Here is a 21862-nt window from a genome sequence, read left to right on the forward strand (position 1 = left end):
CGGCGCGGGTGCGGCGCGTGTCCGCCGTCCGGGGCGTCACGGTGCACCGGCCGCGGTCGGCAGGGCGACACCCTCGGCGGCGATCGGCTCCTGGGCGGCGGCCTGCTGCCCGGCGGCGACCGCGGGCTCGGCAGCGTCGGCGGGCGGCTCCTCCGCACTGCCGTCCGCGGCCTCCGTGCCGTCGCCCTCGATGTCGATGTGCGGCAGCAGCGCGTCCAGGCGGCGCGGGAGCCACCAGTTGCCGCGGCCGAGCAGCACCATCGTCGAGGGCACCAGGATGCCGCGCACGACCGTGGCGTCCAGGGCGACCGCGGTGGCCAGACCCATGCCGAACATCTTCACCACGGGATCGTCCGAGAGCAGGTAGCTCAGGAAGACGCTGACCATGATCAGGGCGGCCGAGCTGATGATCCGTCCGGTGCCCCCGAGACCCTCCACGACGGCGCGGCGGTTGTCGCGGTGCCGGAGGTAGGCGGTGCGGACGGCCGTGAGCAGGAAGACCTCGTAGTCCATGGAGAGTCCGAACAGCACCGCGAACATCAGCAGCGGGACGTAGCCGGGGATCGGCACCGGCCCGTCGAGGCCGAGCAGTCCGGCTCCGTGGCCCTGCTGGAAGACGGCGGTGAGCACGCCGTAGGCGGCGCCGACGGAGACCAGGTTCATCACGGCGGCCTTCACGGCGACGACCGGGGCCCGGAAGGCGAGCAGCAGCAGGATCCCGGCGATGGCGAGGACGAAGCCGACGACCAGCGGCATCCGGTGGGCCAGCCGGTCGTTGAGGTCGGCCTGGGCGGCGGGCGTGCCGCCGACGTGGGTGGTGTCGCCCGGGCCGGCCGCGGCGGGCAGGGTCCCGCTGCGCAGCCGGTCGACGAGGTCTGCGGTGGCCGGGTCGGACGGGGCGGTGGACGGGGTGACCTGCCAGCGGACGGAGTGCCCGTCCGCGGAGAGCTGCGGCTGCCCGGCGGCGGCCACGCCGGGGGTGGCCTGCAGCGCCTTGGTCACGGCGGTGACGCGGTCGTCGGTGACGCCCCCGGCCGGGGCGGCGAGGGTGTCGGTGACCTGGAGGGTGCCGTTGATGCCCGGCCCGAAGGCCGCGGCGAGCCGGTCGTAGGCGGTCCGGCTCGCGGAGCCGGTGGCGTTCGAGCCCGCGTCGAGCTGGCCGAAGGTGAGCTGGGCCGCGGGCAGCGCGAGGGCGCCGACCAGGACGGTCGCGGCGACCAGGCAGCGCCAGGGCCGGGCGGCGACGACCTCGGCGACCCGTCCCCAGCCGCGGGGGCCGGCCGGCCGCTCGCGCTCCGCCTTCCGCCTCGGCCTGGCGGCGAGCCGGGGGCCGAGCAGCACCAGGACGGCGGGCAGCAGGGTCAGGTTGATGCCGACGGCGACCAGGACGGCGATGCCGGGGGCGAGCGCCAGGGCGTACAGCAGCGGGATGCCGCCGAGGGCGAGGCCGGCGAGTGCGGCGACGACGGCGCTGCCGGCGAAGGCGACCGCCTTGCCGGAGCCTGCGGTGGTACGGACGGCGGCCTCCTCGTGGTCCACCCCGGCGGCAAGGAGTTCGCGGAACCGGGTGAGGCCGAAGAGGGTGTAGTCGATGCCGACGCCCAGGCCGATCATCGCGGCGATGGTCTCGCCGGAGGAGGGCATGTCGACCAGGTGGCCGACCAGTCCCAGCACCGAGAGCGAGATGCCGAGGCCGAGGCCGCCGGCGAGCAGCGGGAGCCCGGCCGCGACCAGGCCGCCGAAGGTGAGGGCGAGGACGACGAAGGCGGCGGCGAGGCCGATCGCCTCGCTGTGGCCGGTGGAGCCCTTGTCGACGGCCGCGGCGAGGAAGCCGCCGGGGGTGACCTCGATGCCGGCCGCGGTGGCCGGGGCGGCCGCGGCGGTGATCCGGTCGGTGATGTCGGGGGTGATCTCGCGTCCGGTGACGTCGAGCTCGACCGAGAGGTAGCCGGTGTGGCCGTCGGCGCCGATCGACTTGGCGCCGGCCGGGTCGTACGGGGTGGTGACGGCCACGACGTGGTCGACGCCGGCGATCGCGGTGGCGGCCTTCCTGACGGCCTCGGTGCTCGCGGGCGAGGTGAGCAGCGGCCCGTCGGCGGCGGTGTGCAGGACGAGCGGCTGGCGGCCCGAGGCCGAGCCGGGGAAGGCCGTGTCGCCGAGGTCCCGGGCGGCCTGGCTGTCGCTGCCGGGGATGGACACCGCCTCGTTGGTGACGCTGCCCAGGACACCGACCGCGGCGAGGGCCGCGGCCAGGAGCAGCAGCCAGGCGGCCAGCACGCGTTTCGGTCTGCGGGCGCACCAGCGCCCCACGGCGGTGAACATCGGCACACCGGCCTTCCGTACGGGGACGGGGTGGCGCCGGGCCCCCCGCCGAACTCATTGCACTCTCCGTGCAATCAGTACGTTGCACTGGCGGTGCAATAATGTCAACGCGACGGAAGGAGCCCCCGGCATGCCGCAGAACCCCGACCCCGGTCGTCCCGCGGACGGCCGCACCGAACAGCCCGCGGACGGCCGCACCGAGCGCGGGCGGCTGACCCGCGAGAAGATCGCCGACGCGGTGCTCTCGCTGCTCGACGAGGGCCTGGTGCAGTTCCCCGCCGAGCGGGTCGCCGAACGGGCCGGCGTGTCACGGCGCCTGGTGTTCCATCACTTCGCAGACATGGCGCAGCTGACCGACACCGCCGTCACCCGGCGGATCGACCAACTGCTCGCCCAGATCAAGCCGTTGCCCACCGAGGGGCCGCGGGAGCTGCGGGTCGCCGCGCTGGCCGAGCAACGCGGCCGGATCCTGGAGTGGCTCACCCCGACCCGGCTGGCGATGATGCGGCTGGAGAACCCGTCCGAGCGCGTCCAGCAGACGGTGCGGATGATGCTGGACTACGGCCGTACGCGGATCTCCGAGATCTTCGCCCTGGAGCTGGACCGGCTGCCCGAGGCCCGCCGCACCGACCTGCTCAACGCACTGGACGCCGCCACCACCTGGAGCACCTGGCACCACTGGCGCAGCGCCGGCCTCGACGTGGCCGCCGCCCGCCGCACCATGGCCACCGCCGTCCACGCCCTGCTCGCCGCCACCGACCACCCCGAGACGATCCCCGACCACCCGGACGAGCCGCATTCCCCCGCCGACGGCGACCCGGCCGAGGCGGACTCGCGCAAAGCTGCCGCAGTCGCGCCGGACGCCGTCTGACCAGGGCACATGTCCGGTCCGTGTACGTCCGGGCGCAGATCGATCACAGCGTGCACGATCGCTTCCCGGGACGGCCACCGGGGCCCCTAGAGTATGCGCCGTGACCCAGGACGACGCGGAACTCATCGCCGGCCGCTACGAGCTGATCGAACGCATCGGGCAGGGCGGCATGGGCCGCGTCTGGCGCGGGACGGACCGGCACCTGTTCGGTCGCGAGGTCGCGGTCAAGGAGATCCTCTTCCCACCCGGGCTGGAGGACACCGAGCGGGCCATGCTGCTCAGGCGGTTCACCAGCGAGGCGCGGGCCGCGGTCATCCTCAACCACCCCGGCATCATCACCATCCACGACGTGGTCGAGCACAACGGGTCGCCGGCCATCGTCATGGAGTTCGTCCGCGGCCGGTCGCTCGCCGCCGAGATCCGCGAGCAGGGGCCGCTGCCGGTGCACCGGGTCGCCGAGATCGGCGCGGCCATGCTCGGCGCGCTCGCCGAGGCGCACGACGCCGGGATCGTCCACCGGGACATCAAGCCGGACAACGTCCTGCTGACGAAGGACCGGGTCGTCCTCACCGACTTCGGCATCGCGCACCTCGCGGACGCCACCACCAAGCTGAGCCACAGCGGCACCGTCATCGGCACCCCGCACTACATGCCGCCGGAGCAGCTCGAGGGCAAGCGGCCGACCGCCGCCAACGACCTGTGGGCGCTCGGCGCCACGCTGTACCACGCGGTGGAGGGCCGGACGCCGTTCGACGCCGAGGGCCTGCACGCCCTGGCCATCGCCATTTTCACGCAGCCGCACCGGCCGCCGGTCCTGGCCGGCCCCCTCGCCCCAGTGCTGGAGGCACTGCTCACCAAGGACCCGGTGGAGCGGGCGACCGTCGCACGGGCGGAGGAGCTGCTGGCAGTGGTGCTGCGGGTCGGCGACACCGCCGCGGCGGCCGGGGCAGCACCGGATCCGGCGGCGCCGGTGCTGTGGACGCCGACGGCGCTGGACGCCGTCACCGATCCGGCGGACCGGCAGCCGCCGCCCCCGCCGCAGGAGGCGCCGTCGGCCGAGCAGTCCGGCGCAGCGCCCGCGGAGCAGCCCCTCGAAGGCTCCGCAGCGGGGCCGGCCGTCCCCGTCCCGGCGCCGCCCGCCACTCCCCCGGCCGTGCCGCCGCACGTGCCGCAGGGCCGCCCGGTGCCGGACAACCCGTACGCCACTCGCCCGCCTGCCGAGGTCCCGCGGACACCCGCCGACGGGCCGCCCACCCGCGGGGTGCCGACCGACGGGGTGCCGACCGACGGGGTGCCGACCGACGGGGTGCCGGCCGGGACCTCGGGGGCCCACACGCTCCAGGGGCCGACGGCCGATCGGCCGGTGCGGCGGCCGGTCGGACGGAAGGCCACCGTGCTGGCGGTGGCGCTCGCGACCCTGGCCGTCGGCGGCATCCTGACCTGGACCCTCATGCCGGACTCCGGCCGCGGCGCCGGCGGCAGCAGCGCCGACGGCGGCGGCTCGTCGAACGGCACGGCCACCACCACCGTGGTGATCGGCGTGGACGCGCCGCTCACCGGCGGCCTGGCGGTCTTCGGCAGCGGCATCAAGAACTCGGCCGACCTCGCCGCGAGGACGGCGAACCGACGGAAGTACGTGCCGGGTGTCACCTTCGAGGTCAAGGCGCTGGACGACCAGGGCCAGCCGCAGGTCGGCCAGCAGAACGCCACCGCGCTCGTCGCCGACCGCCGGGTGCTCGGCGTGGTCGGTCCGCTGAACTCCGCCGTCGCGCAGTCGATGCTGCCCGTGTTCGCGTCGGCCGGGCTGGTCGACGTGTCGCCGGCCAACACCAATCCCGTGCTCACCCTGGGCAGCGACTGGCAGAAGGGCGTCAAGGCGCGCCCGTACCCCGCCTACTACCGCACCACCGCCACGGACGCCCTGCAGGGACCGTTCGCCGCCCGGTACCTCGTCAAGGTCGCGAAGAAGACGAAGTTCTTCGTGATCGACGACAGGAAGACCTACGGTGCCGGCCTCGCCGGCGAGTTCACCAACGAGGTCGCCGCGCTCGGCGGCACGGTCGTCGGGTCGGAGCACGTGGACCCCGGCGACCACGACTTCGGCACCCTCGCGGCCAGGGTCCGCGCCAGCGGCGCCGAGGCGGTCTACTACGGCGGCGAGTACCCGGACGCGGCGCCGCTCTCCCAGCAGCTCAAGGAGGGCGGTGCGACGGTGCCGCTGGTGGGCGGCGACGGCATCTTCGACACCGAGTACACCCGTCTGAACGGCCGGGCCGAGGGCGACCTGGCCACCTCGGTGGGCGCGCCGACGACCGAGCTCAGCGGCGGGAACGCCTTCTTGGCCGACTACAAGGCCGCCGGGTACACCGAGGACGCCGGCCAGTACGGCGCCTACGCGTACGACGCGGCCTGGGCCGTCATCGAGGCGGTCAGGGCCGCCACGGCCTCGCACGGCGGCACCCTGCCGTCGAACGCACGGGCCGAGGTGGCCAGCGCCATGGCGGGGGTGTCCTTCGACGGCACGACCGGGCCGGTCTCCTTCGACGGCTACGGCGACACGAAGAACCGGCAGCTCACCGTCTACACGGTGCAGGGCGGCGCCTGGCACTCCGTCAAGACGGACAGCTACTGACCACCGGGCGCCCGGCCGGCGGCGGCGTCCTGCAGGGCGCGCAGCAGGGCCACGGCCGGGGCGTCCACCGAGCGGCCGGTGTTGCCGAGGACGGCGACGGCCGTGCCGGTCTCCGGGTCGAAGCCGGTGTACGAGGCGAAGCCGCCGGTGCGGCCGTTGTGCCAGATCTGCAGGTGGCCTCCCAGCCGCGGGTGCAGCCGGTGCGCCGACCAGCCGAGGTGCGTCCAGGAGGACGGGCCGGTGCGGTGCTCCACCTGCCGGGTGAGGGCGATCGCCTCGGCCGTGCCGGCCGGCGCCCCGCCGAGCTGGGCACGCAGGAAGGCGGCGAGGTCGTTGCCGGTGGAGCGCAGGGCGCCCGCGCCGGCGAGATCGGCGAGGTTCCACGCGGCGGTGGGCCGGCGTCCGGCGGTGTGGCCGCCGGCGAGCCGGCGGGCGGCGTCCGGGCCGGGTGTGACGGTGGTGTCCGTGAGCCCGAGCGGCAGGCAGACCTCGCTCCGGACGAGCTGCTCGTAGTCGGTGCCGGCGCGCCGGGCGAGGGCGAGGCCGAGGAGCCCGGCGCCGAGGTTGGAGTAGCGGAAGGTGCGGCCGGGCGCCGAGCGGAGCTTCGTCCGGGCGAGCCCGTCGAGCAGCCGTTCGGCGGTGCAGTCGGCGTACGGGTCCGCGGCGCGGGGGTTGAGCAGGGCGGGCAGCAGCATGCCCTTCGGCAGGCGGGGCAGGCCGGAGGTATGGGTGGCCAGTTGCTGGAGGGTGATCCGCCGGCCGTCGCGTTCGGGGACGGTGCGGCCGGGCAGTAGCCCGGCGAGCAGCTCGTCGAGGGAGGCGGCGCCGGCGAGCACCGTCCGGGCCAGGACCAGGGCGGTGAAGACCTTGGTGACCGAGCCGATCTCGAAGAGGGTGTCCGGTCCGGGCGGGCCGCTCGTCGCGCCGCCGGCCCGCCCGGCACCGCGGATCTCCGTCGTGCCGTCCGCGATGCCGACCACCACCGCGCCGACCTGCTGCTCTGCCAGGCGGTCGGCGGTGCGGCGGACGAGTTCCCCGAGCGCTGCCATGTCCGCAACCCTATGCGCGGCCCGCGGCCGGCCCGTCCGCCCACATGAGGAATCTCACCCGGCCCGCATCGTCCGCCAGGCGTACTCCGCCGGACGGATCCGGCAGTGGCGCCGCTGCGACCGAGGGCGGACCCGACCGGGACCGCCGACGCGCCCTCAGGTCCGGTGCCCGGTCGGCGCCATGACGGGCCGACACCCGCGGCGGCCCCCACGCAGGAGCTTCGTCCACGGACGGCCCTTGTCTCGGAAGCATCTCAGCTGGTGAACGGGTTGCACACCTCACCTTGACAGCGAAGGAAGGGTTACCTAAGTTCTGCTGGCATGTCTCCGCAGTCGCACCACCGCACCGAGGACGCCGACCGCCCCGAGCCGTCGACGACCTTCGTCTTCGACATCACCGCCGACGAGATCCGCCGCCGGTCGCTGGCGGCCGCCTCGCTCGGGCCCACCCGGGACATCGCCGAGGAGGAGCGCCGCGAGGCCGAGGCCTACGCCCTGCTGTACTCCGGCCTCGACGCCGAGCAGCAGCGCCTCTACGACGAACTCGTCACAGCGGGCGTACTGCCCGTGGAGGAGCGGGCCGATGCTGCCCATTGACCCACAGGCCGACATCGGTCGCCGCGCGTGGATCGCCTGCCCCAACTGCGACGACGCCCGCGACTGCACGCCCTGCGGGGAGCGCCGCTCCTGCTCCGAGCACTGGCGCTACCTGATCTCCAACACCGGCAGCCTGCTGCACCTGCAGTGCCCCGGCTGCACCCACGTGTGGGACCACGAGACCGGCTTCGGCGCCACCCGCTCCGCCCTCGGCCGGGTGCCCGGCCCGCGCCGGTCCGAGCCGGCCGCCGGCGTCCTGCCGGAGGAGGGCCCGCAGGCTAGCGACCGGGAGCCGTACGAGGCGCCGTGATCCGACGGCATGTGGATCAGGCCCTAGACTGCGCGGCATGAACGCCACACCGGATGACCGGCTCGAACGCCTCGTCAGCCTCGCCGCGGGCAGCTACCTGCTGGTCACCACCTTCAAGAAGGACGGCACGGCGGTCCCCACCCCGGTGTGGGTGGTGCGGGACGGCGACGCGCTGGGCATCTGGACGGTCGCCGACTCCTGGAAGGTCCGCCGGATCCGCAACCGGGCGGACGTGCTGGTCGGCCCGTGCGACGTCCGCGGCCGGCCGACCGGCGAGCAGGTGCCCGGCACCGCCGAGATCTGCCCGCCGGAGCGGACCGCCGCCTACCGCACCCTGTTGCGGCAGAAGTACGGCCTGCTCGGCGTGCTCACCCTGCTCGGCAGCCGGGTCCGCCGCGGCGACCGCGGCACGGTCGGCATCCGGATCACCCTCACCTGACCCGCGGCACCACGGCGGCGGGCGGACGCAGAGCGCCCGACGGCGCGACCGGTTCGGCCCGGTCGCGCCGTCGGGCGCAGCTGCGTTCGGCGGGTGCTCAGTTCTCCGCGAGCAGTTCGAGGGTGTCGATGACGCGGTTGGAGAAGCCCCACTCGTTGTCGTACCAGGCGACCACCTTGACGTGCTTGCCGTCGACCCGGGTGAGGGCGGCGTCGAAGATGGACGAGGCGGGCTGGCCGGTGATGTCGCCGGAGACGAGCGGCTCGTCCGCGTAGTCGAGGATGCCCTTGAGCGGGCCGTCGGCGGCGGCGCGGTAGGCGGCGAGCACCTCGTCGCGGGTGACCTCGCGGGAGACCGTGGTGTTCAGCTCGACGATCGAGCCGACCGGCACGGGCACGCGGATCGAGTCGCCGGACAGCTTGCCGTCCAGCTGCGGCAGCACCAGGCCGATCGCCTTGGCGGCGCCGGTGGTGGTCGGCACGATGTTGACGCCGGCGGCGCGGGCGCGGCGCATGTCGCGGTGCGGGCCGTCCTGGAGGTTCTGCTCCTGGGTGTAGGCGTGCACGGTGGTCATGAAGCCGTGCTCGATGCCGGCCAGGTCGTCGAGGACGGAGGCCAGCGGGGCCAGCGCGTTGGTGGTGCACGAGGCGTTCGAGACGATCACGTGCCGGGCCGGGTCGTAGGCGTCGGTGTTCACGCCGTAGGCCAGGGTGACGTCGGCGCCGTCGGAGGGGGCGCTGACCAGCACGCGCCGGGCGCCGGCGGTGATGTGGGCGCGGGCGGCGTCCGCCGCGGTGAAGCGGCCGGTCGCCTCCAGCACGATGTCGACGCCGAGCTCGGCCCAGGGCAGGTTGGCCGGCTCGCGCTCGGCGAGCACCTTGATGCGGCGGCCGTCCACGACCAGGTCGGTGCCGTCGACCTCGACGGGGCGGCCGAGGCGGCCGAGCGCGCTGTCGTACTTGAGCAGGTGGGCGAGCGCGTCCGGGGCGGTGAGGTCGTTGATGGCGACGACCTCCAGCTTGCTGTCGCGCTCCAGCAGGGCGCGCAGCGTGTTGCGTCCGATGCGGCCGAATCCGTTGACGGCGATGCGGGTCATGGAGGTTCCTCTCGTGTCGTCCCGCCATCCATGGTCGGCATCGCGGCCCCCGGCAGACAGTGGCCCGGATGACAGCGTGCGCAAGGATCTCGCCAGATCCTTCGCCAACGATCGCAAGGATCCCGCCAGCACGTCCGTCCTGCGGGCGCGCCGGCCCGGAACGTCCCGGTCAGGGGGCGGAAACCGCGACGGAAGGGGGTGGCCGGATCCAGCGGTGCTCGGCCGGCCGTCAGGCCGAGAAGGTGTGCCGGTACTCCGTCGGGGAGGTGCCGAGGATCCGGTGGAAGTGCAGGCGCAGGTTGGCCCCGGTGCCGAGCCCGACCCGGTCGGCGATCTGCTCCACGCCCAGGTCGGTGCGTTCGAGCAGTTCGCGTGCCAGGTCGACGCGGGCCCGCAGCACCCACTGCATCGGCGTGTAGCCGGTGTCCTCGACGAAGCGCCGGGAGAAGGTCCGGGCGGAGACCTTGGCGTTGCGGGCCAGGTCCTCCAGGGTCAGCGGTTCGGCGAGGTGGGCGAGGGCCCACTCCCGGGTGCCCGCGAACAGGTCGCCGAGCGGCTCGGGGACGCTCCGCGGCACGTACTGCGCCTGTCCGCCGCTGCGGTAGGGCGCCGCCACCAGCCGCCGCGCCACATGGTTGGAGAGCCCCACGCCGTGGTCGCGGCGCAGCAGGTGCAGGCACAGGTCGATGCCGGAGGCGGCGCCCGCCGAGGTGAGCACGTCCCCCTCGTCCACGAACAGCACGTTCGCGTCGACCCGCACCAGCGGGTGACGTTCGGCGAGGGCCTTGGTGTAGTGCCAGTGGGTGGTCGCCCGCTTGCCGTCGAGGAGACCGGTCGCCGCGAGCGCGAACGCGCCCGTCGAGATCGCGGCGAGCCGGGTGCCCCGGCCGTGGGCGGCGGTGAGCGCGGCGACGACCTCGGCCGGCGGCTCGGTGGTCGCCGGCTCGCGATAGCCGGGGATGAAGACGGTGTCGGCCTGTTCGAACGCCTCCAGGCCGTCCGCCACGTGGTACGAGAGGCCGTCGCCGCCCGTCACCAGCCCCGGCGAGGCTCCGCAGACCCGCACGTCGTAGGGCATGCTCGGCCGGTTGGAGAACACCTGGGCGGGGATGCCCACGTCGAGCGGCTTCGCGCCTTCCAGCACGAGCACCGCGACCTGGTGGTTCCTCCGCCCCATCGGGCCTCCTCCTGCGCGCTCCGCGGCCACCGGTCGTCCGCTCCCCCACGGGTGGCCCGAACGACTGCTGTCGCAAGCATCCTGCCACCTGCGGGTGGCGCGAGTCCCGGCACGCCTCAGCCCGCGCGGTGGTGCAGTGCGTCGAGGACGGCCAGGTCCTCGGGCGTGAGCCGCAGGGCGGCGGCCGCCACGTTGGCGGTCAGGTGGTCCGGGTCGCCGGTGCCGGGGATGGCGAGGACGTGCGGGCCGCGGTGCAGGGTCCAGGCGATCCGGACCTGGGCGGGACTCGCGCCGTGGCGGCGGGCGACGGCGAGGACCTCCGGCGGTTCCTCCCCGGTGGTGCCGGCCTGCCGTCCCGGCCCGGCGATCGCGTAGAACGGCACGAAGGCGGTGCCCCGCTCGCCGCAGGCGCGCAGCAGCGCGTCCTGCTCGGGCGGACTGCCGATCCCGTACGGGTTCTGCACGCAGACCACCGGGGCGATCGCCGCGGCCTCGGCGAGGTGGTCGGCGGTGACGTTGGAGAGGCCGAGGTGGCGGACGAGGCCGGCCTCGCGGAGGTCGGCGAGGGCACCGAAGCGTTCGGCGACCGGGTCGGTGCCGACGATCCGCAGGTTCACCAGGTCCAGGTGGTCGCGGCCGAGCTGGCGCAGGTTCTCCTCGACCTGGCCGCGCAGCTGATCGGGGGTGGCGTGCGGCAGCCACCGGCCGGAGCGGTCCCGGCCGGGGCCGACCTTGGTCGCGAGGACTAGGTCGTCCGGATAGGGCGCCAGGGCACGGTTGATCAGCTCGTTCGCGGAGCGGAGTGGTGAGAAGTAGAAGGCGGCGGTGTCGATGTGGTCGACGCCGAGGTCGACGGCGCGGCGCAGCACGGCGATCGCCTGCTCGCGGTCGCGGGGCACGGCGCGGCGCACCAGGGCGGGGCCGGTCTGCGGCAGGCGCATGGCGCCGAAGCCGAGGCGGTTGACCGTCAGGTCCCCGAGGGTCCAGGTGCCGGCCGCGGCCGCGGTGATGGTCGGTGAGGTCATGCCCGGCATCATCCGCGGGGCCGTAGAGTGGCCGCCATTGATTCGGGCGGGGGCGAATCCGGGCGGGGGCGCGGGTGGCGGAGCTGGTCTTCTCGGTGCGGGACCTGGCGCAGATGCGGTTCGCCGTCTCGCCGATGTGGGAGGTGGGGCCGAGTCTGCGGCTGCTGCGCTCGGGGGTGGTGCACCCGGTGCACCGGAGGTGGGCCGAGCAGGTGCGGCCGCGGTTGGCGGCGGCGGGCCTGGACCGGGGGCGGCTGGCCGAGTTGGTCCCGCCGTCGGGCTACGTCCCGGACTTCCTCAATCCGACGCCCGCGGCGCCGGTCGCCGACCTGGCCGAGGAGGTGGACGGCATCCTGGCCACCCCGCCGGAGCGGGTCCGCCGCGACCTGGACCGGCTGCGGCGCGAGCAGGGCGGCCTCGGGCCGCGCACCGAGGCGCTGTACGCCCGGCCGGAGGCCCGGCTCGCCGGGGTGGCCGAGGAGATCCGGTCGTACTGGGAGTTGGCACTCGCGCCGTACTGGGCGCGGATCCGCGCGGTGCTGGACGCGGACGTGGCGCACCGGGCCCGGCAGGTCGCGGAGCGCGGCGCGGCGCACCTGCTGGGCGGGTTGCACGCCTCGGTGCGGTGGGACGAGGACACCCTGCGGCTGCCGCGCCGGCCGAGCGCGCTGTCGCGGCCGACGGCGGGCCGGGGGCTGCTGCTGATCCCGTCGGTCTTCACCGGCCCGGTCCCGTTCACCCGGGTGACCCCGCCGGACCCGCCGCAACTCGCCTACCCCGCCCGGGGCATCGGCTCGCTCTGGGAGACGCCGTCCGGCGACGGTGGTGAGGCGCTGGCGGCCGTGCTGGGGCGCACCCGCGCCCGTCTGCTGACCGAGCTGGACACGCCCGCCTCGACCACCGAACTGGCCCGCCGTACGGGCCTGTCGCCGGCCGCCGTGTCGGAGAGCCTGACCGCGCTGCGCTCCGCCGGTCTGACCACGGCCCACCGCGCCGGCCGCGCCGTCCTGTACGCCCGCACGGCGGCGGCGGACGCCGTCCTCGCGGCGGCTGCGGCGGCGGGCCGCTGAGCCGCGCTCAGCACACTGCGCCGGTCGGGCATGCCCTGCCCGTCCGGCGCGTCCCGCCCGTCCTTAGCGCCCCGCCCCTGCTGCGCCGCGGCCGTCCTCCGTCCGTCCCGGATCCGTCTCCCGGCCCCGGCCCGTCGGGGTGAACGGCCGGTGCGTGCGGTCGGGCCGGCGGACCGCGGGCGGATGACGATCCCGCAGCGCCCCCGCCCCGGGCGGTGCCGCCACCGACCGGTCAGGAACGGAGAAGCCCCGGCCACCGCAGCGCGGCTAGCGTGGCAGCCATGGACATCACCCTTCAGTGGACCTTCCTCCCGCACACCGACCCGGAGGCCTCGCTGGCCTTCTACCGCGACCTCCTCGGCTTCGAGGTCCGCAACGACGTCGGCAACGGCGCGATGCGCTGGATCACCGTCGGCCCGGCCGGGCAGCCCGGCATGTCGATCGTCCTGGAGCCGCCGGGCATGGACCCGGGCATCACGGAGGACGAGCGCCGCACCATCACCGAGATGATGGCCAAGGGCACCTACGCCCGGATCACCCTGGCGACCGCCGACCTGGACGGCGTCTTCGACACGTTGAAGGCGGGCGGCGCCGAGCTCGTCCAGGAGCCGACCGATCAGCCGTACGGGCTGCGCGACTGCGCCTTCCGGGACCCCGCGGGCAACCTGGTCCGCCTCAACCAGACCGGCTGAGCCGCCCGGCGGCCGCGGCCCGTCCCCGTCCGCGGGGCGGCGGACGGGCCGCGGCCGTACCGGCGGAAGACCACCGGGCAGAGCCCCCGGACTGGTTGGATCGGACCAGGCAATGCCGGCGGTGACCGCGGACGCGGCCCGCCCGACGGACGGAGAGACGATGAGCGGGGCCACGGGGACGGACGGGCGGCAGCCTGCGCCGCACGGTGCCGACAGCCACCACCTGATCCGCGTGCACGGCGCGCGCGAGAACAACCTCAAGGACGTCAGCATCGAGATCCCGAAGCGCCGGCTGACGGTCTTCACGGGCGTCTCCGGCTCGGGCAAGAGCTCACTGGTGTTCGACACCATCGCCGCGGAGTCGCAGCGGCTGATCAACGAGACGTACAGCGCCTTCGTGCAGGGCTTCATGCCGACGCTGGCACGGCCCGAGGTCGACGTCCTCGAGGGGCTGACCACCGTGATCACCGTCGACCAGCAGCGGATGGGTGCCGACCCGCGCTCCACCGTCGGCACCGCCACCGACGCCAATGCGATGCTGCGCATCCTCTTCAGCCGGCTCGGCGAACCGCACATCGGCCCGCCCAGCGCCTACGCCTTCAACGTGCCGTCCGTTCGGGCCAGCGGGGCGATCACCGTCGAGCGCGGCGACCGGAAGGCGGTGAAGGCGACCTTCAGCCGTACCGGCGGCATGTGTCCGCGCTGCGAGGGCCGCGGCTCGGTCTCCGACATCGACCTCGCGGAGCTGTACGACGACAGCAAGTCGCTCGCCGAGGGTGCGATCACCGTGCCCGGTTACAAGGCAGGCGGCTGGAACTACCGGCTGTACAGCGAGTCGGGCTTCTACGACCCCGACAAGCCGATCCGCGACTACACGGAGAAGGAGCTGCACGCCTTCCTGCACCACGAGCCGGTCAGGATGAAGATCGCGGGCATCAACATGACCTACGAGGGGCTGATCCCGCGGATCCAGAAGTCGATGCTCTCCAAGGACCGGGAGGGGATGCAGCCGCACGTCCGGGAGTTCGTGGACCGCGCGGTCACCTTCACCACCTGCCCCGCGTGCGAGGGCACCCGGCTCAGCGAGGGCGCCCGGGCGTCGAGGATCGGGCGGATCAGCATCGCCGACGCCTGCACGATGGAGATCCGGGACCTCGCCGAGTGGGTCCGCGGCCTCGACGAGCCCTCGGTGGCACCGCTGCTCGCCTCGCTGCAGCAGACCCTGGACTCGTTCGTGGAGATCGGACTCGGTTACCTCTCGCTCGACCGGGCCTCGGGCACGCTGTCCGGCGGCGAGGCACAGCGGGTCAAGATGATCCGCCACCTCGGTTCGGCGCTCACCGACGTCACCTACGTCTTCGACGAGCCCACCGCGGGCCTGCACCCGCACGACATCCAGCGGATGAACGAGCTGCTGCTGAGGCTGCGGGACAAGGGCAACACGGTGCTCGTCGTGGAGCACAAGCCGGAGACGATCGCGATCGCCGACTACGTCGTCGACCTCGGTCCGGGCGCGGGCACGGCGGGCGGCAGCGTCTGCTTCGAGGGCACCCTGGACGGCCTGCGGGCGAGCGGCACCGTCACCGGCCGGCACTTCGACGACCGGGCCGCGCTCAAGAAGGCGTTCCGGGCGCCCAGCGGCCGGCTGGAGATCCGCGGCGCGTCCACGCACAACCTGCGCGACGTCGACGTGGACGTCCCGCTCGGGGTGCTGACCGTGATCACCGGGGTCGCCGGCTCGGGCAAGAGCTCGCTGGTCCGCGGGTCGTTGATCCCGGGTCGGTGGGCCGGGGCGGACGGTGTGGTCTCGGTCGACCAGGCACCGATCCGCGGCTCCCGACGGAGCAATCCGGCGACGTACACCGGGCTGCTCGACCCGATCCGCAAGGCCTTCGCGAAGGCGAACGACGTGAAGCCGGCGCTGTTCAGCGCGAACTCGGAGGGCGCCTGCCCGACCTGCAACGGCGCCGGCGTCGTCTACACGGACCTGGCGATGATGGCCGGCGTGTCCAGCACCTGCGAGGACTGCGAGGGCAGGCGGTTCGACGCCTCGGTTCTGGAGTACCGCCTCGGCGGCCGCGACATCAGCGAGGTGCTGGCGATGCCGGTGACCGAGGCCGAGGAGTTCTTCGGCACCGGCGAGGCACGCACCCCGGCGGCGCACCGGATCCTCCAGCGGCTCGCCGACGTCGGGCTCGGCTACCTGGCCATCGGCCAGCCGCTCACCACGCTGTCCGGCGGCGAGCGGCAGCGGCTCAAGCTGGCCACCCACATGGCGGAGAAGGGCGGTGTCTACGTCCTCGACGAGCCGACCACCGGGCTGCACCTCGCCGACGTGGAGCAGCTGCTCGGTCTGCTCGACCGGCTGGTCGACTCCGGCAAGTCGGTCGTCGTCGTCGAGCACCACCAGGCGGTGATGGCGCACGCCGACTGGATCATCGACCTCGGCCCCGGCGCGGGCCACGACGGCGGCCGGATCGTCTTCGAGGGCACGCCGGCGGACCTGGTCGCCGCCCGTTCCACCCTCACCGGCGAGCACCTCGCGGCCTACGTCGGCGCCTGATCGCCGTCGGGCCGCCCGCCGTCAGCGGGCGGGCGGGCCGGCGGGGTCCGCGAGGCCGAGCGGGTCGTCCACCCGGTCGAGGAGTTCCGGTCCGTTGGACCGCACGCTGTTCACCGCGGTGGACACCGCCCGGACGGTCAGCTCGCCGCCGGCCGGGGTGTGCAGCAGGTGGTGCAGGTCGGCGGCGTCGGAGCGGTCCGGGTCCAGCCAGGCGTCCAGGTCGGCGGGGGCGATGGTCAGCGGCATCCGGTCGTGGATGCGGCCCGCGCTGTCGGTGGCGTCGGTGGTGATGATCGTGGTCGTGGTGAGCCAGGCCGCGGGGTCGTCGTCCGGGACGGAGCGGTCGCGCCAGAACTCGTACAGGCCCGCCATCAGCAGCACCGAGCCGGTGCTGAGGTAGTACGGCTGCTTGAACGCCCTGCGGCCGGCGGCGGCCTCGACCGGCCGCCACTCGAAGTAGCCGTCGGCCGGGATCACGCAGCGGCGGGCGGCGAACGCCTTGCGGAAGGCCGGCTTCTCGTGGACGGTCTCCGACCTGGCGTTGATCATCCGGGCTCCGCCGGCCGGGTCCTTGGACCAGGACGGGACGAGGCCCCAGCGCAGCGGCCGCAGCTGGCGCACCACCTCGCCGGTCTCGCGGTCGACCCGTTCCAGGACGGCGGGCACCGGATCGGTGGGCGCCACGTTCCAGCTCGGGGCGAGTGCCTCGGCCGGGTCCCAGCGCATCTCGCCGAGCAGGCCGACCAGGTCGACCGGGGTGGTGGTGGAGACGAAGCGACCGCACATGCGTCCACCCTGCCACGCCGGTCCGTCCGCAGCGGTCAACCTGCCGGATCCCGCGCCGGGCCGGGCGCCGCGGGCGGCGGACCACGGGCCGTCAGACGAGCGAGGCCAGGTCGATGACGGTGTACCCGCGGGACTCGACGGCGTCGACGACGGCGGGCAGTGCGCGGGAGTCGACGTTCGGGCCGGAGGTCTCGGTGGAGCCGAGGTGCATCTGGAGGATCATTCCGGGTCGGATCGTCCGGACGGCCCGGTCCACCGCGTCCTCGACGCTCACACCGCCGCCCTCGCCGAGGTAGCCGAGGGTGTCGTCGGTGAACTCGATGTCGGCATAGCCGAGCGCGTTGACCTGGGCGATCGCGGACGGGCTGGTCTCGCTGTAGGGGAAGCGGTAGAACGGCAGCGGGTCGGTGCCGGTGGCCCTGCGGATCGCCTCGTCGGCGCGCTCCACCTGCTCCCGCAGCCCGGCCGCGTCCAGGTCGGCGAGTTCGGGGTGGTCGTAGGAGTGGCTGGCGACGCCGTGTTCGGCGGCGAGCGCCTCGGCCGCCTCCGGGTTCGCCTCCGCGAACTGCCCGGTCAGGAAGAAGGTGGCGGGGACGCCTCGGCTGCGCAGCTCGTCGAGGACGGCGTCGATGCCGTCGTCGTTCCAGGCCGCGTTGAAGGTGAGGGCCACCACCGGGTCGTCGGTGGGGATCAGCCGGATCTCCTCGCCGAAGAGGTCGGCCAGTCCGCGGCGGGGCCCCGCCGCCCGGACGGCGACCGGGCCGGGGGCGGCGGGGCGCCGGAAGCCCGCCGGGCTGCCGAGCGGGAGGGCGAGGGCGGCGCCCGCCGCGAGGAACGTGCGCCGCGGGAGCCGGTGCTGAGGGTGCGTCATCAGCGCAGTATCCGGTCGTCTCCGGCCGTGCGGCATCCGACACGCCCGCGCCGCCTCCGGCTGGCCGCCGCCGGTGGGCGACACGCTGGGCGGGCCGCCGGGGCGTGACTCGGTGGGCGGCGGGTGGTAGGCCGGAGGCGTACGGGGAGGTGCTCCCCGACCGGTCGGTGTCCGACACCGACCGGGTCCGACGGCAGACGGGATGGCGCATGCCTCTGGAGGGCGAGTACGAGCCGAGTCCGGAGCAGTGGGTGCGGGACCAGGTGGAGCTGTACGAGAGCTCCGGCGGCACGCGGGGCACGACCCTGCGGGGCATGCCGGTGGTCGTCCTCACCACGCTCGGCGCGCGCAGCGGCAAGATCCGCAAGACCCCGCTGATGCGGGTCGAGCACGACGGCCGGTACGCGCTGGTCGCCTCGATGGGCGGTGCTCCGCGCCACCCGGTCTGGTACCACAACGTGGTGGCGAATCCGCTGGTCGAGCTGCAGGACGGACCCGTCCGGCAGGAGATGGCCGCCCGTGAACTCGGCGGCGCGGAGAAGGCCGAGTGGTGGGAGCGGGCGGTGGCGGCCTTCCCCGACTACGCGCAGTACCAGAAGCGGACGGAGCGGGAGATCCCGGTCTTCGTACTGGAGCCGGTCGGCGGTCGCTGAGCAGCCGTGGCGCGGGACGGCGGCCGGGTGGTCACGGCCGCCAGCCGGCGGTGGCGCCGAGGACGGCGAGCAGCAGCACCGCGCCCGCGTTCGTCCGCGGGTAGCAGAGCAGCAGGGCGCCGAGCTCGCGCAGGACGGCGCCGGGCCAGAGCACCCCTGCCGTCGGGGCGCCGACGACCTGTCCCGGCACGCCGGCCCGGCGGGCCTCGACGGCGGTGCGCAGCACGTGGAAGTTGCTGGTGACGACGGTGCAGCGGTAGTCCGGGCGGTGCTGGCGCATCAGCCGGTCACTGAATCTCAGGTTCTCCGCGGTGTTGCGGGAGCGGTCCTCCCGCAGCACCGCGGCGGCGGGCACGCCCCGGTCGGCGGCGTACCGGGCCATCGCCTCGGCCTCGCTGAGCTGTTCGCCGGTGCCCTTGCCGCCGGACACCACCAGGACGGGTGCGGGCGGCCCGTTGCGCTCCTGGTCGGCGCGGAGTCCGAGGGCCCGGTCGAGCCGGGCGGCGAGCAGGGGCGGCACCCGGTCGTCGTCGTCCAGTCCGGCGCCGAGCGCCACCACGAAGTCGACCTGCCGCGGCGGCGGGATCCGGCCGTACAGCGCCGAGTAGCCGAGGCAGCACAGCAGCAGGAACGCCAGGTAGCCGGCGACCAGCAGGGCGGCCGCGGCGGCGGCGTGCAGCGGCCGCGAGTCGACCCGGGCCGCCGCCCACAGCACCCCGATCAGGGCGAGCCCGGCCGACCCGGCGAGCAGCGGCAGCAGGTGGACGGGGCTGCCGCCCGCCCGGCGGACCATCAGCACGCCGTTGCCGAGGAGCAGTACGGCCACGGCCGATGCAGCGAGCAGGGCGGCGACCGGCAGCGCGTCGGCGACGCCCCGGGCGGTGCCCGGCGGCAGCCGGTCCAGTTCGCCCAGCAGACCCGCCGCCGTTGCCGCCACGGCCAGTCCGAGCAGCACCGCGTTGCTCAGCCGCCGCAGGTCCCGCGCGGCACCGATCGCGAACAGCACCAGCAGGACGGCGGCGAGCAGGTAGGCGACCATGCCGCGATGGTAGGCGCCCGCACCCGAACGGCGGCGCCGGCCGGGGCCCCGCGTCGGCGGGCGCCGGGGCCGTGCGGTGCCTCGTAGGGGCGCTGGGGGCACCTCCCGGCCGAAGGCCGGGGGCGGAACTGCGCAATTCGGATGCGAGTCACCGTGTGGGCCGGGGGCGAGCCGAACCTCAGGACCACCACTCCGGACTGCGCAGTTCTCCCCCAGGTCTTCGGGCCGGGAGCTGCCCCCACGCGCCTCTGACTCAGCCACTGAGCACCCTGGGAGACGACTCCTAGCGGGTGGCCGGGAGGGCGTAGTCGGGGAGGGCGATGTCGCCGGCTTTGGCGAACTGGGCGGCCAGCAGCTGCCGCATCGGCCAGCGGTTCATCGACCGCATCGACATCGTGCGCAGCCGGATCGCCAGCGCACTGTTCGGTGCGAATCCGCCGGCTCCGCCGGGCGGCAGTTCCTGGGCCTTGGTGACGTACGGACGCATCACCCGGTCGTAGCGCCGGAACGCGGCGGCGAGGTCGCCGTCGGCGGCGGCCGCCTCCCCGGCCAGGACGTAGGCGCCGACCAGGGCGAGGCTGGTGCCGAGTCCGGTGAGCGGCGAGGGGCAGTGGCCCGCGTCGCCGAGCAGCGCGACCCGGCCGCGTGACCAGCCGTCCAGGTGGACCTGGCCGAGCGAGTCCAGGTGGAAGTCGGTGGAGCGGTGCATCGCGTCCAGCAGCCTCGGGGTCTCCCAGCCGACGCCGGCGAACCGCCGGGCCACGATCTCCTGCTGGGCGGCGGTGTCGCGGCGGTCGAAGGCGAGCGGCGCCGAGCGGAAGCCGAAGCCCGCCTTGACCTCGCCGGGCAGCCGGCCGGGACGGGCCGAGGCGACCAGCCCGCCCGGGGCGTTGTGCATCAGGTACCAGCCGTCGAGGTCGAGGTCGGTCTCGGCGGTGAACCAGGCGAGGTACAGGTCGAGCGGCCGGACGCACTCCGACTCCGGGCCGAAGGCCAGGCTGCGGACCACCGAGTGCATTCCGTCGGCGCCGATGACGGCGGCGAACCGCCTCGTGCCGGCCCGTTCGAAGTCGACGGTGACGCCGTCGGCGTCCTGGGCGAGGGCGGTGACGGTGTCGTCGAAGAGGTACTCGGTGTACGGCGCGGTGTCCTCGTACAGCAGGCCGGCGAGGTCGCCGCGGAGGATCTCGATCTCGGAGACGATGCCCTCGCCGCCGAAGGCGTCGGCCGGCAGCCGGGAGGTGATCCGGCCGGTGGAGTCGACGGTGGCGATGCCCTTCTGGTCGAGGCTCAGCTCGCGGGCCCGGTCCATCAGGCCCATGCGCGTGATCACGGTGCGTCCGGCGCCGCGCAGGTCGACGGTCTGGCCGCCCGGGCGCGGGGCCGGGGCGCGCTCCACGACGGTGACCGTGAAGCCGGCCGCGTGCAGCCAGTGGGCGAGTGCCGGGCCGGCGATGCCGCCGCCGGAGATCAGGATGTCTGTGTTCCCCATGCCGTCGAATGTACGCTGTACGCAGCTAGCCCCGCAAGCCGGAAATCGCCTTCCCAACAGGGAATTTGCTCCTGGTGCACTAGTGCTCCTGGGGTGCGGTGCACTGCCCTCCGGCGGTTCGGGCGCAGGTGTGGCTAGGCTGACCGGCAGGGCAAGGTGCACTAGTGCGGAGGGGATGTCGTGGACCGGACCGACGGAGCGCGGTACCGCAGGATCGTCGACGAGCTGCGGGCCAGGATCGAGCAGGGAGAACTGGCACCGGGCGACCGGGTGCCCTCCACCCGGGAGATCACCCGGCAGTGGGGCGTGGCCATGGCGACCGCGACCAAGGCGCTCACCGAACTCCGCCGGACGGGGCTGGTCCGCGCCGTCCCAGGCGTCGGCACCGTGGTGGCCGCACCGGAACCGCCGACGTCGGCGACCCCTCCCCCCGGCCCCGTGAAGGCTCCCGTGCGCGCCGCGGCGCCGGAGCCCCGGGGCGGCCAGGACCCCGCCCTGACGGCCGAGCGGATCGTGACCGCCGCAACGGCGGTCGCCGACGCGGAGGGCCTCGCCGCGCTCTCCATGCGCCGGGTCGCGGCCGAACTCGGCGTCGCCACCATGTCGCTCTACCGGCACGTGGCCGACAAGGACGACCTGCTTGTGCGGATGATGGACGCCGCCTTCGTCCGCTGGACCTTCCCCGACGAGCGGCCCGACGGCTGGCGCGAGCCGCTCGCCCTCGCCGCCCGGATGCTCTGGGATACCTTCCGCCGCCATCCCTGGCTCGCCCCCGCGCTCTCCATGACGCGGCCCCAGGTCGTCGCCTCCGCCCTGCCGTTGACGGAATGGGTGCTCGATGCACTGGACGGCCGCGGCCTCGACCCCTGGACGGCCTTCACCACCCACCTGACGCTCTTCAACTACGTGCGCGGCACCGCGATCAACGTCGAGGCGGAGAGCACGGCGATGGCCGACAGCGGCCTGGACGCCGAGGAGTGGATGGCCACTCAGGAGCCCGCCCTGCTGGCCCTGATGGCCACCGGCCGGTTCCCGATGCTGGAGCGGCACGTCACCGGGGGCTACGACTTCGACCTCGACCGCCTCTTCGAGTTCGGCCTGCAGCGCATCCTCGACGGCATCGCCGTGCTGATCGACGGCCCGGCGGCGGGTGGGCCCGCGGCGGGCTGACGGCGGGT

18 protein-coding genes and 2 pseudogenes are annotated in these 21862 nt (G+C 74.6%); 11 read left to right on the forward strand and 9 right to left on the reverse strand.

All coding sequences use genetic code 11. The annotated features are described in order from the left end of the window. Positions 1-36: 36 nt before the first annotated feature. The gene (locus KSNIM_RS03250) at positions 37-2322 is read right to left on the reverse strand and encodes an MMPL family transporter (RefSeq protein WP_263101684.1); all 2286 of its coding nucleotides are present in this window, start codon (positions 2320-2322) and stop codon (positions 37-39) included. A gap of 130 nt (positions 2323-2452) precedes the next feature. On the opposite strand from KSNIM_RS03250, the gene KSNIM_RS03255 reads away from it, so the two are divergent. The 3 genes and pseudogenes from KSNIM_RS03255 (at position 2453) to KSNIM_RS03265 (ending at position 5825) form a co-directional block, all read left to right on the forward strand. Then, positions 2453-3193 carry a TetR/AcrR family transcriptional regulator gene (locus tag KSNIM_RS03255; protein ID WP_263101685.1) on the forward strand — a complete coding sequence of 247 codons (741 nt, stop codon included), beginning with the start codon at positions 2453-2455 and terminating at the stop codon, positions 3191-3193. A gap of 100 nt (positions 3194-3293) precedes the next feature. Continuing rightward, positions 3294-4070, forward strand: a pseudogene (locus tag KSNIM_RS03260) (serine/threonine-protein kinase); the annotation flags it as partial. A 516-nt stretch (positions 4071-4586) separates the two neighbouring features. Further along, positions 4587-5825 carry a branched-chain amino acid ABC transporter substrate-binding protein gene (locus KSNIM_RS03265; RefSeq protein ID WP_411543840.1) on the forward strand — a complete coding sequence of 413 codons (1239 nt, stop codon included), beginning with the start codon at positions 4587-4589 and terminating at the stop codon, positions 5823-5825. Here the strand turns inward: KSNIM_RS03265 and KSNIM_RS03270 are convergent. Beyond that, a complete protein-coding gene (locus KSNIM_RS03270; protein ID WP_263101686.1) occupies positions 5819-6874 on the reverse strand; it encodes a serine hydrolase domain-containing protein in 1056 nt (351 codons plus the stop codon). The two genes, KSNIM_RS03265 and KSNIM_RS03270, sit on opposite strands and share 7 nt — an antisense overlap. 321 nt (positions 6875-7195) lie before the next feature. On the opposite strand from KSNIM_RS03270, the gene KSNIM_RS03275 reads away from it, so the two are divergent. The 3 genes and pseudogenes from KSNIM_RS03275 to KSNIM_RS03285 all read left to right on the forward strand — a co-directional run bounded on the left by KSNIM_RS03275 (position 7196) and on the right by KSNIM_RS03285 (position 8220). After that, positions 7196-7471, forward strand: coding sequence for a DUF6400 family protein (locus tag KSNIM_RS03275; protein ID WP_263101687.1), 276 nt, complete (start codon positions 7196-7198; stop codon positions 7469-7471). After that, positions 7458-7691 (forward strand): annotated as a pseudogene (locus tag KSNIM_RS03280) (hypothetical protein); the annotation flags it as partial. The gene KSNIM_RS03275 and the pseudogene KSNIM_RS03280, both read left to right, overlap by 14 nt. 127 nt (positions 7692-7818) lie before the next feature. After that, positions 7819-8220 (forward strand): PPOX class F420-dependent oxidoreductase, encoded by a 402-nt coding sequence (locus KSNIM_RS03285; RefSeq protein WP_263101688.1) that lies wholly within the window; start codon positions 7819-7821, stop codon positions 8218-8220. 97 nt (positions 8221-8317) lie between these two features. Here the strand turns inward: KSNIM_RS03285 and gap are convergent, their stop codons facing one another. The 3 genes from gap to KSNIM_RS03300 form a co-directional block, all read right to left on the reverse strand. Next, positions 8318-9316, reverse strand: a complete 999-nt coding sequence (gap, locus tag KSNIM_RS03290) for a type I glyceraldehyde-3-phosphate dehydrogenase (RefSeq protein ID WP_263101689.1) — start codon at positions 9314-9316, stop codon at positions 8318-8320. A gap of 229 nt (positions 9317-9545) precedes the next feature. Next, positions 9546-10493 (reverse strand): GlxA family transcriptional regulator, encoded by a 948-nt coding sequence (locus KSNIM_RS03295; RefSeq protein WP_263101690.1) that lies wholly within the window; start codon positions 10491-10493, stop codon positions 9546-9548. A 116-nt stretch (positions 10494-10609) separates the two neighbouring features. Then, a complete protein-coding gene (locus KSNIM_RS03300; protein WP_263101691.1) occupies positions 10610-11518 on the reverse strand; it encodes an aldo/keto reductase in 909 nt (302 codons plus the stop codon). A gap of 83 nt (positions 11519-11601) precedes the next feature. Between KSNIM_RS03300 and KSNIM_RS03305 the strand changes: the two genes are divergently transcribed. From KSNIM_RS03305 to KSNIM_RS03315, 3 genes are all read left to right on the forward strand, one after another. Next, on the forward strand, positions 11602-12588 hold the full coding sequence (locus KSNIM_RS03305) for a winged helix-turn-helix domain-containing protein (RefSeq protein WP_263107814.1): 987 nt from the start codon (positions 11602-11604) through the stop codon (positions 12586-12588). 281 nt (positions 12589-12869) lie between these two features. Next, on the forward strand, positions 12870-13280 hold the full coding sequence (locus KSNIM_RS03310; protein ID WP_263101692.1) for a VOC family protein: 411 nt from the start codon (positions 12870-12872) through the stop codon (positions 13278-13280). A 160-nt stretch (positions 13281-13440) separates the two neighbouring features. Beyond that, positions 13441-15843, forward strand: coding sequence for an excinuclease ABC subunit UvrA (locus KSNIM_RS03315; RefSeq protein WP_263101693.1), 2403 nt, complete (start codon positions 13441-13443; stop codon positions 15841-15843). Positions 15844-15864: 21 nt separating this feature from the next. Here KSNIM_RS03315 and KSNIM_RS03320 read toward each other — a convergent pair whose 3' ends face one another. Both KSNIM_RS03320 and KSNIM_RS03325 read right to left on the reverse strand, forming a co-directional pair. Continuing rightward, positions 15865-16629 (reverse strand): SOS response-associated peptidase, encoded by a 765-nt coding sequence (locus KSNIM_RS03320; RefSeq protein WP_263101694.1) that lies wholly within the window; start codon positions 16627-16629, stop codon positions 15865-15867. A 91-nt stretch (positions 16630-16720) separates the two neighbouring features. Further along, on the reverse strand, positions 16721-17500 hold the full coding sequence (locus KSNIM_RS03325) for a polysaccharide deacetylase family protein (protein ID WP_263101695.1): 780 nt from the start codon (positions 17498-17500) through the stop codon (positions 16721-16723). Positions 17501-17709: 209 nt separating this feature from the next. Between KSNIM_RS03325 and KSNIM_RS03330 the strand changes: the two genes are divergently transcribed. Next, positions 17710-18153 (forward strand): nitroreductase family deazaflavin-dependent oxidoreductase, encoded by a 444-nt coding sequence (locus tag KSNIM_RS03330; RefSeq protein ID WP_263101696.1) that lies wholly within the window; start codon positions 17710-17712, stop codon positions 18151-18153. Between the two features lie 31 nt (positions 18154-18184). Here the strand turns inward: KSNIM_RS03330 and KSNIM_RS03335 are convergent, their stop codons facing one another. Then, complete coding sequence (locus KSNIM_RS03335) at positions 18185-19192, reverse strand: YdcF family protein (RefSeq protein ID WP_263101697.1); 1008 nt, start codon at positions 19190-19192, stop codon at positions 18185-18187. 283 nt (positions 19193-19475) lie between these two features. After that, complete coding sequence (locus KSNIM_RS03340; RefSeq protein WP_263101698.1) at positions 19476-20684, reverse strand: FAD-dependent monooxygenase; 1209 nt, start codon at positions 20682-20684, stop codon at positions 19476-19478. A gap of 180 nt (positions 20685-20864) precedes the next feature. On the opposite strand from KSNIM_RS03340, the gene KSNIM_RS03345 reads away from it, so the two are divergent. Next, on the forward strand, positions 20865-21854 hold the full coding sequence (locus tag KSNIM_RS03345) for a TetR/AcrR family transcriptional regulator (protein WP_263101699.1): 990 nt from the start codon (positions 20865-20867) through the stop codon (positions 21852-21854). Positions 21855-21862 lie beyond the last annotated feature (8 nt).

Origin of the sequence: Kitasatospora sp. DSM 101779 (assembly GCF_025655475.1) — a bacterium.
Classification (GTDB): Bacteria; Actinomycetota; Actinomycetes; order Streptomycetales; family Streptomycetaceae; genus Kitasatospora.

Bases quoted from the DNA above. Each gene is read 5' to 3' on its own strand.
- KSNIM_RS03250 (WP_263101684.1), bottom strand. From the start codon at position 2,322: ATGTTCACCGCCGTGGGGCGCTGGTGCGCCCGCAGACCGAAACGCGTG.
- KSNIM_RS03255 (WP_263101685.1), top strand. From the start codon at position 2,453: ATGCCGCAGAACCCCGACCCCGGTCGTCCCGCGGACGGCCGCACCGAA.
- KSNIM_RS03270 (WP_263101686.1), bottom strand. From the start codon at position 6,874: ATGGCAGCGCTCGGGGAACTCGTCCGCCGCACCGCCGACCGCCTGGCA.
- KSNIM_RS03275 (WP_263101687.1), top strand. From the start codon at position 7,196: ATGTCTCCGCAGTCGCACCACCGCACCGAGGACGCCGACCGCCCCGAG.
- KSNIM_RS03285 (WP_263101688.1), top strand. From the start codon at position 7,819: ATGAACGCCACACCGGATGACCGGCTCGAACGCCTCGTCAGCCTCGCC.
- gap (WP_263101689.1), bottom strand. From the start codon at position 9,316: ATGACCCGCATCGCCGTCAACGGATTCGGCCGCATCGGACGCAACACG.
- KSNIM_RS03295 (WP_263101690.1), bottom strand. From the start codon at position 10,493: ATGGGGCGGAGGAACCACCAGGTCGCGGTGCTCGTGCTGGAAGGCGCG.
- KSNIM_RS03300 (WP_263101691.1), bottom strand. From the start codon at position 11,518: ATGACCTCACCGACCATCACCGCGGCCGCGGCCGGCACCTGGACCCTC.
- KSNIM_RS03310 (WP_263101692.1), top strand. From the start codon at position 12,870: ATGGACATCACCCTTCAGTGGACCTTCCTCCCGCACACCGACCCGGAG.
- KSNIM_RS03315 (WP_263101693.1), top strand. From the start codon at position 13,441: ATGAGCGGGGCCACGGGGACGGACGGGCGGCAGCCTGCGCCGCACGGT.
- KSNIM_RS03320 (WP_263101694.1), bottom strand. From the start codon at position 16,629: ATGTGCGGTCGCTTCGTCTCCACCACCACCCCGGTCGACCTGGTCGGC.
- KSNIM_RS03325 (WP_263101695.1), bottom strand. From the start codon at position 17,500: ATGACGCACCCTCAGCACCGGCTCCCGCGGCGCACGTTCCTCGCGGCG.
- KSNIM_RS03330 (WP_263101696.1), top strand. From the start codon at position 17,710: ATGCCTCTGGAGGGCGAGTACGAGCCGAGTCCGGAGCAGTGGGTGCGG.
- KSNIM_RS03335 (WP_263101697.1), bottom strand. From the start codon at position 19,192: ATGGTCGCCTACCTGCTCGCCGCCGTCCTGCTGGTGCTGTTCGCGATC.
- KSNIM_RS03340 (WP_263101698.1), bottom strand. From the start codon at position 20,684: ATGGGGAACACAGACATCCTGATCTCCGGCGGCGGCATCGCCGGCCCG.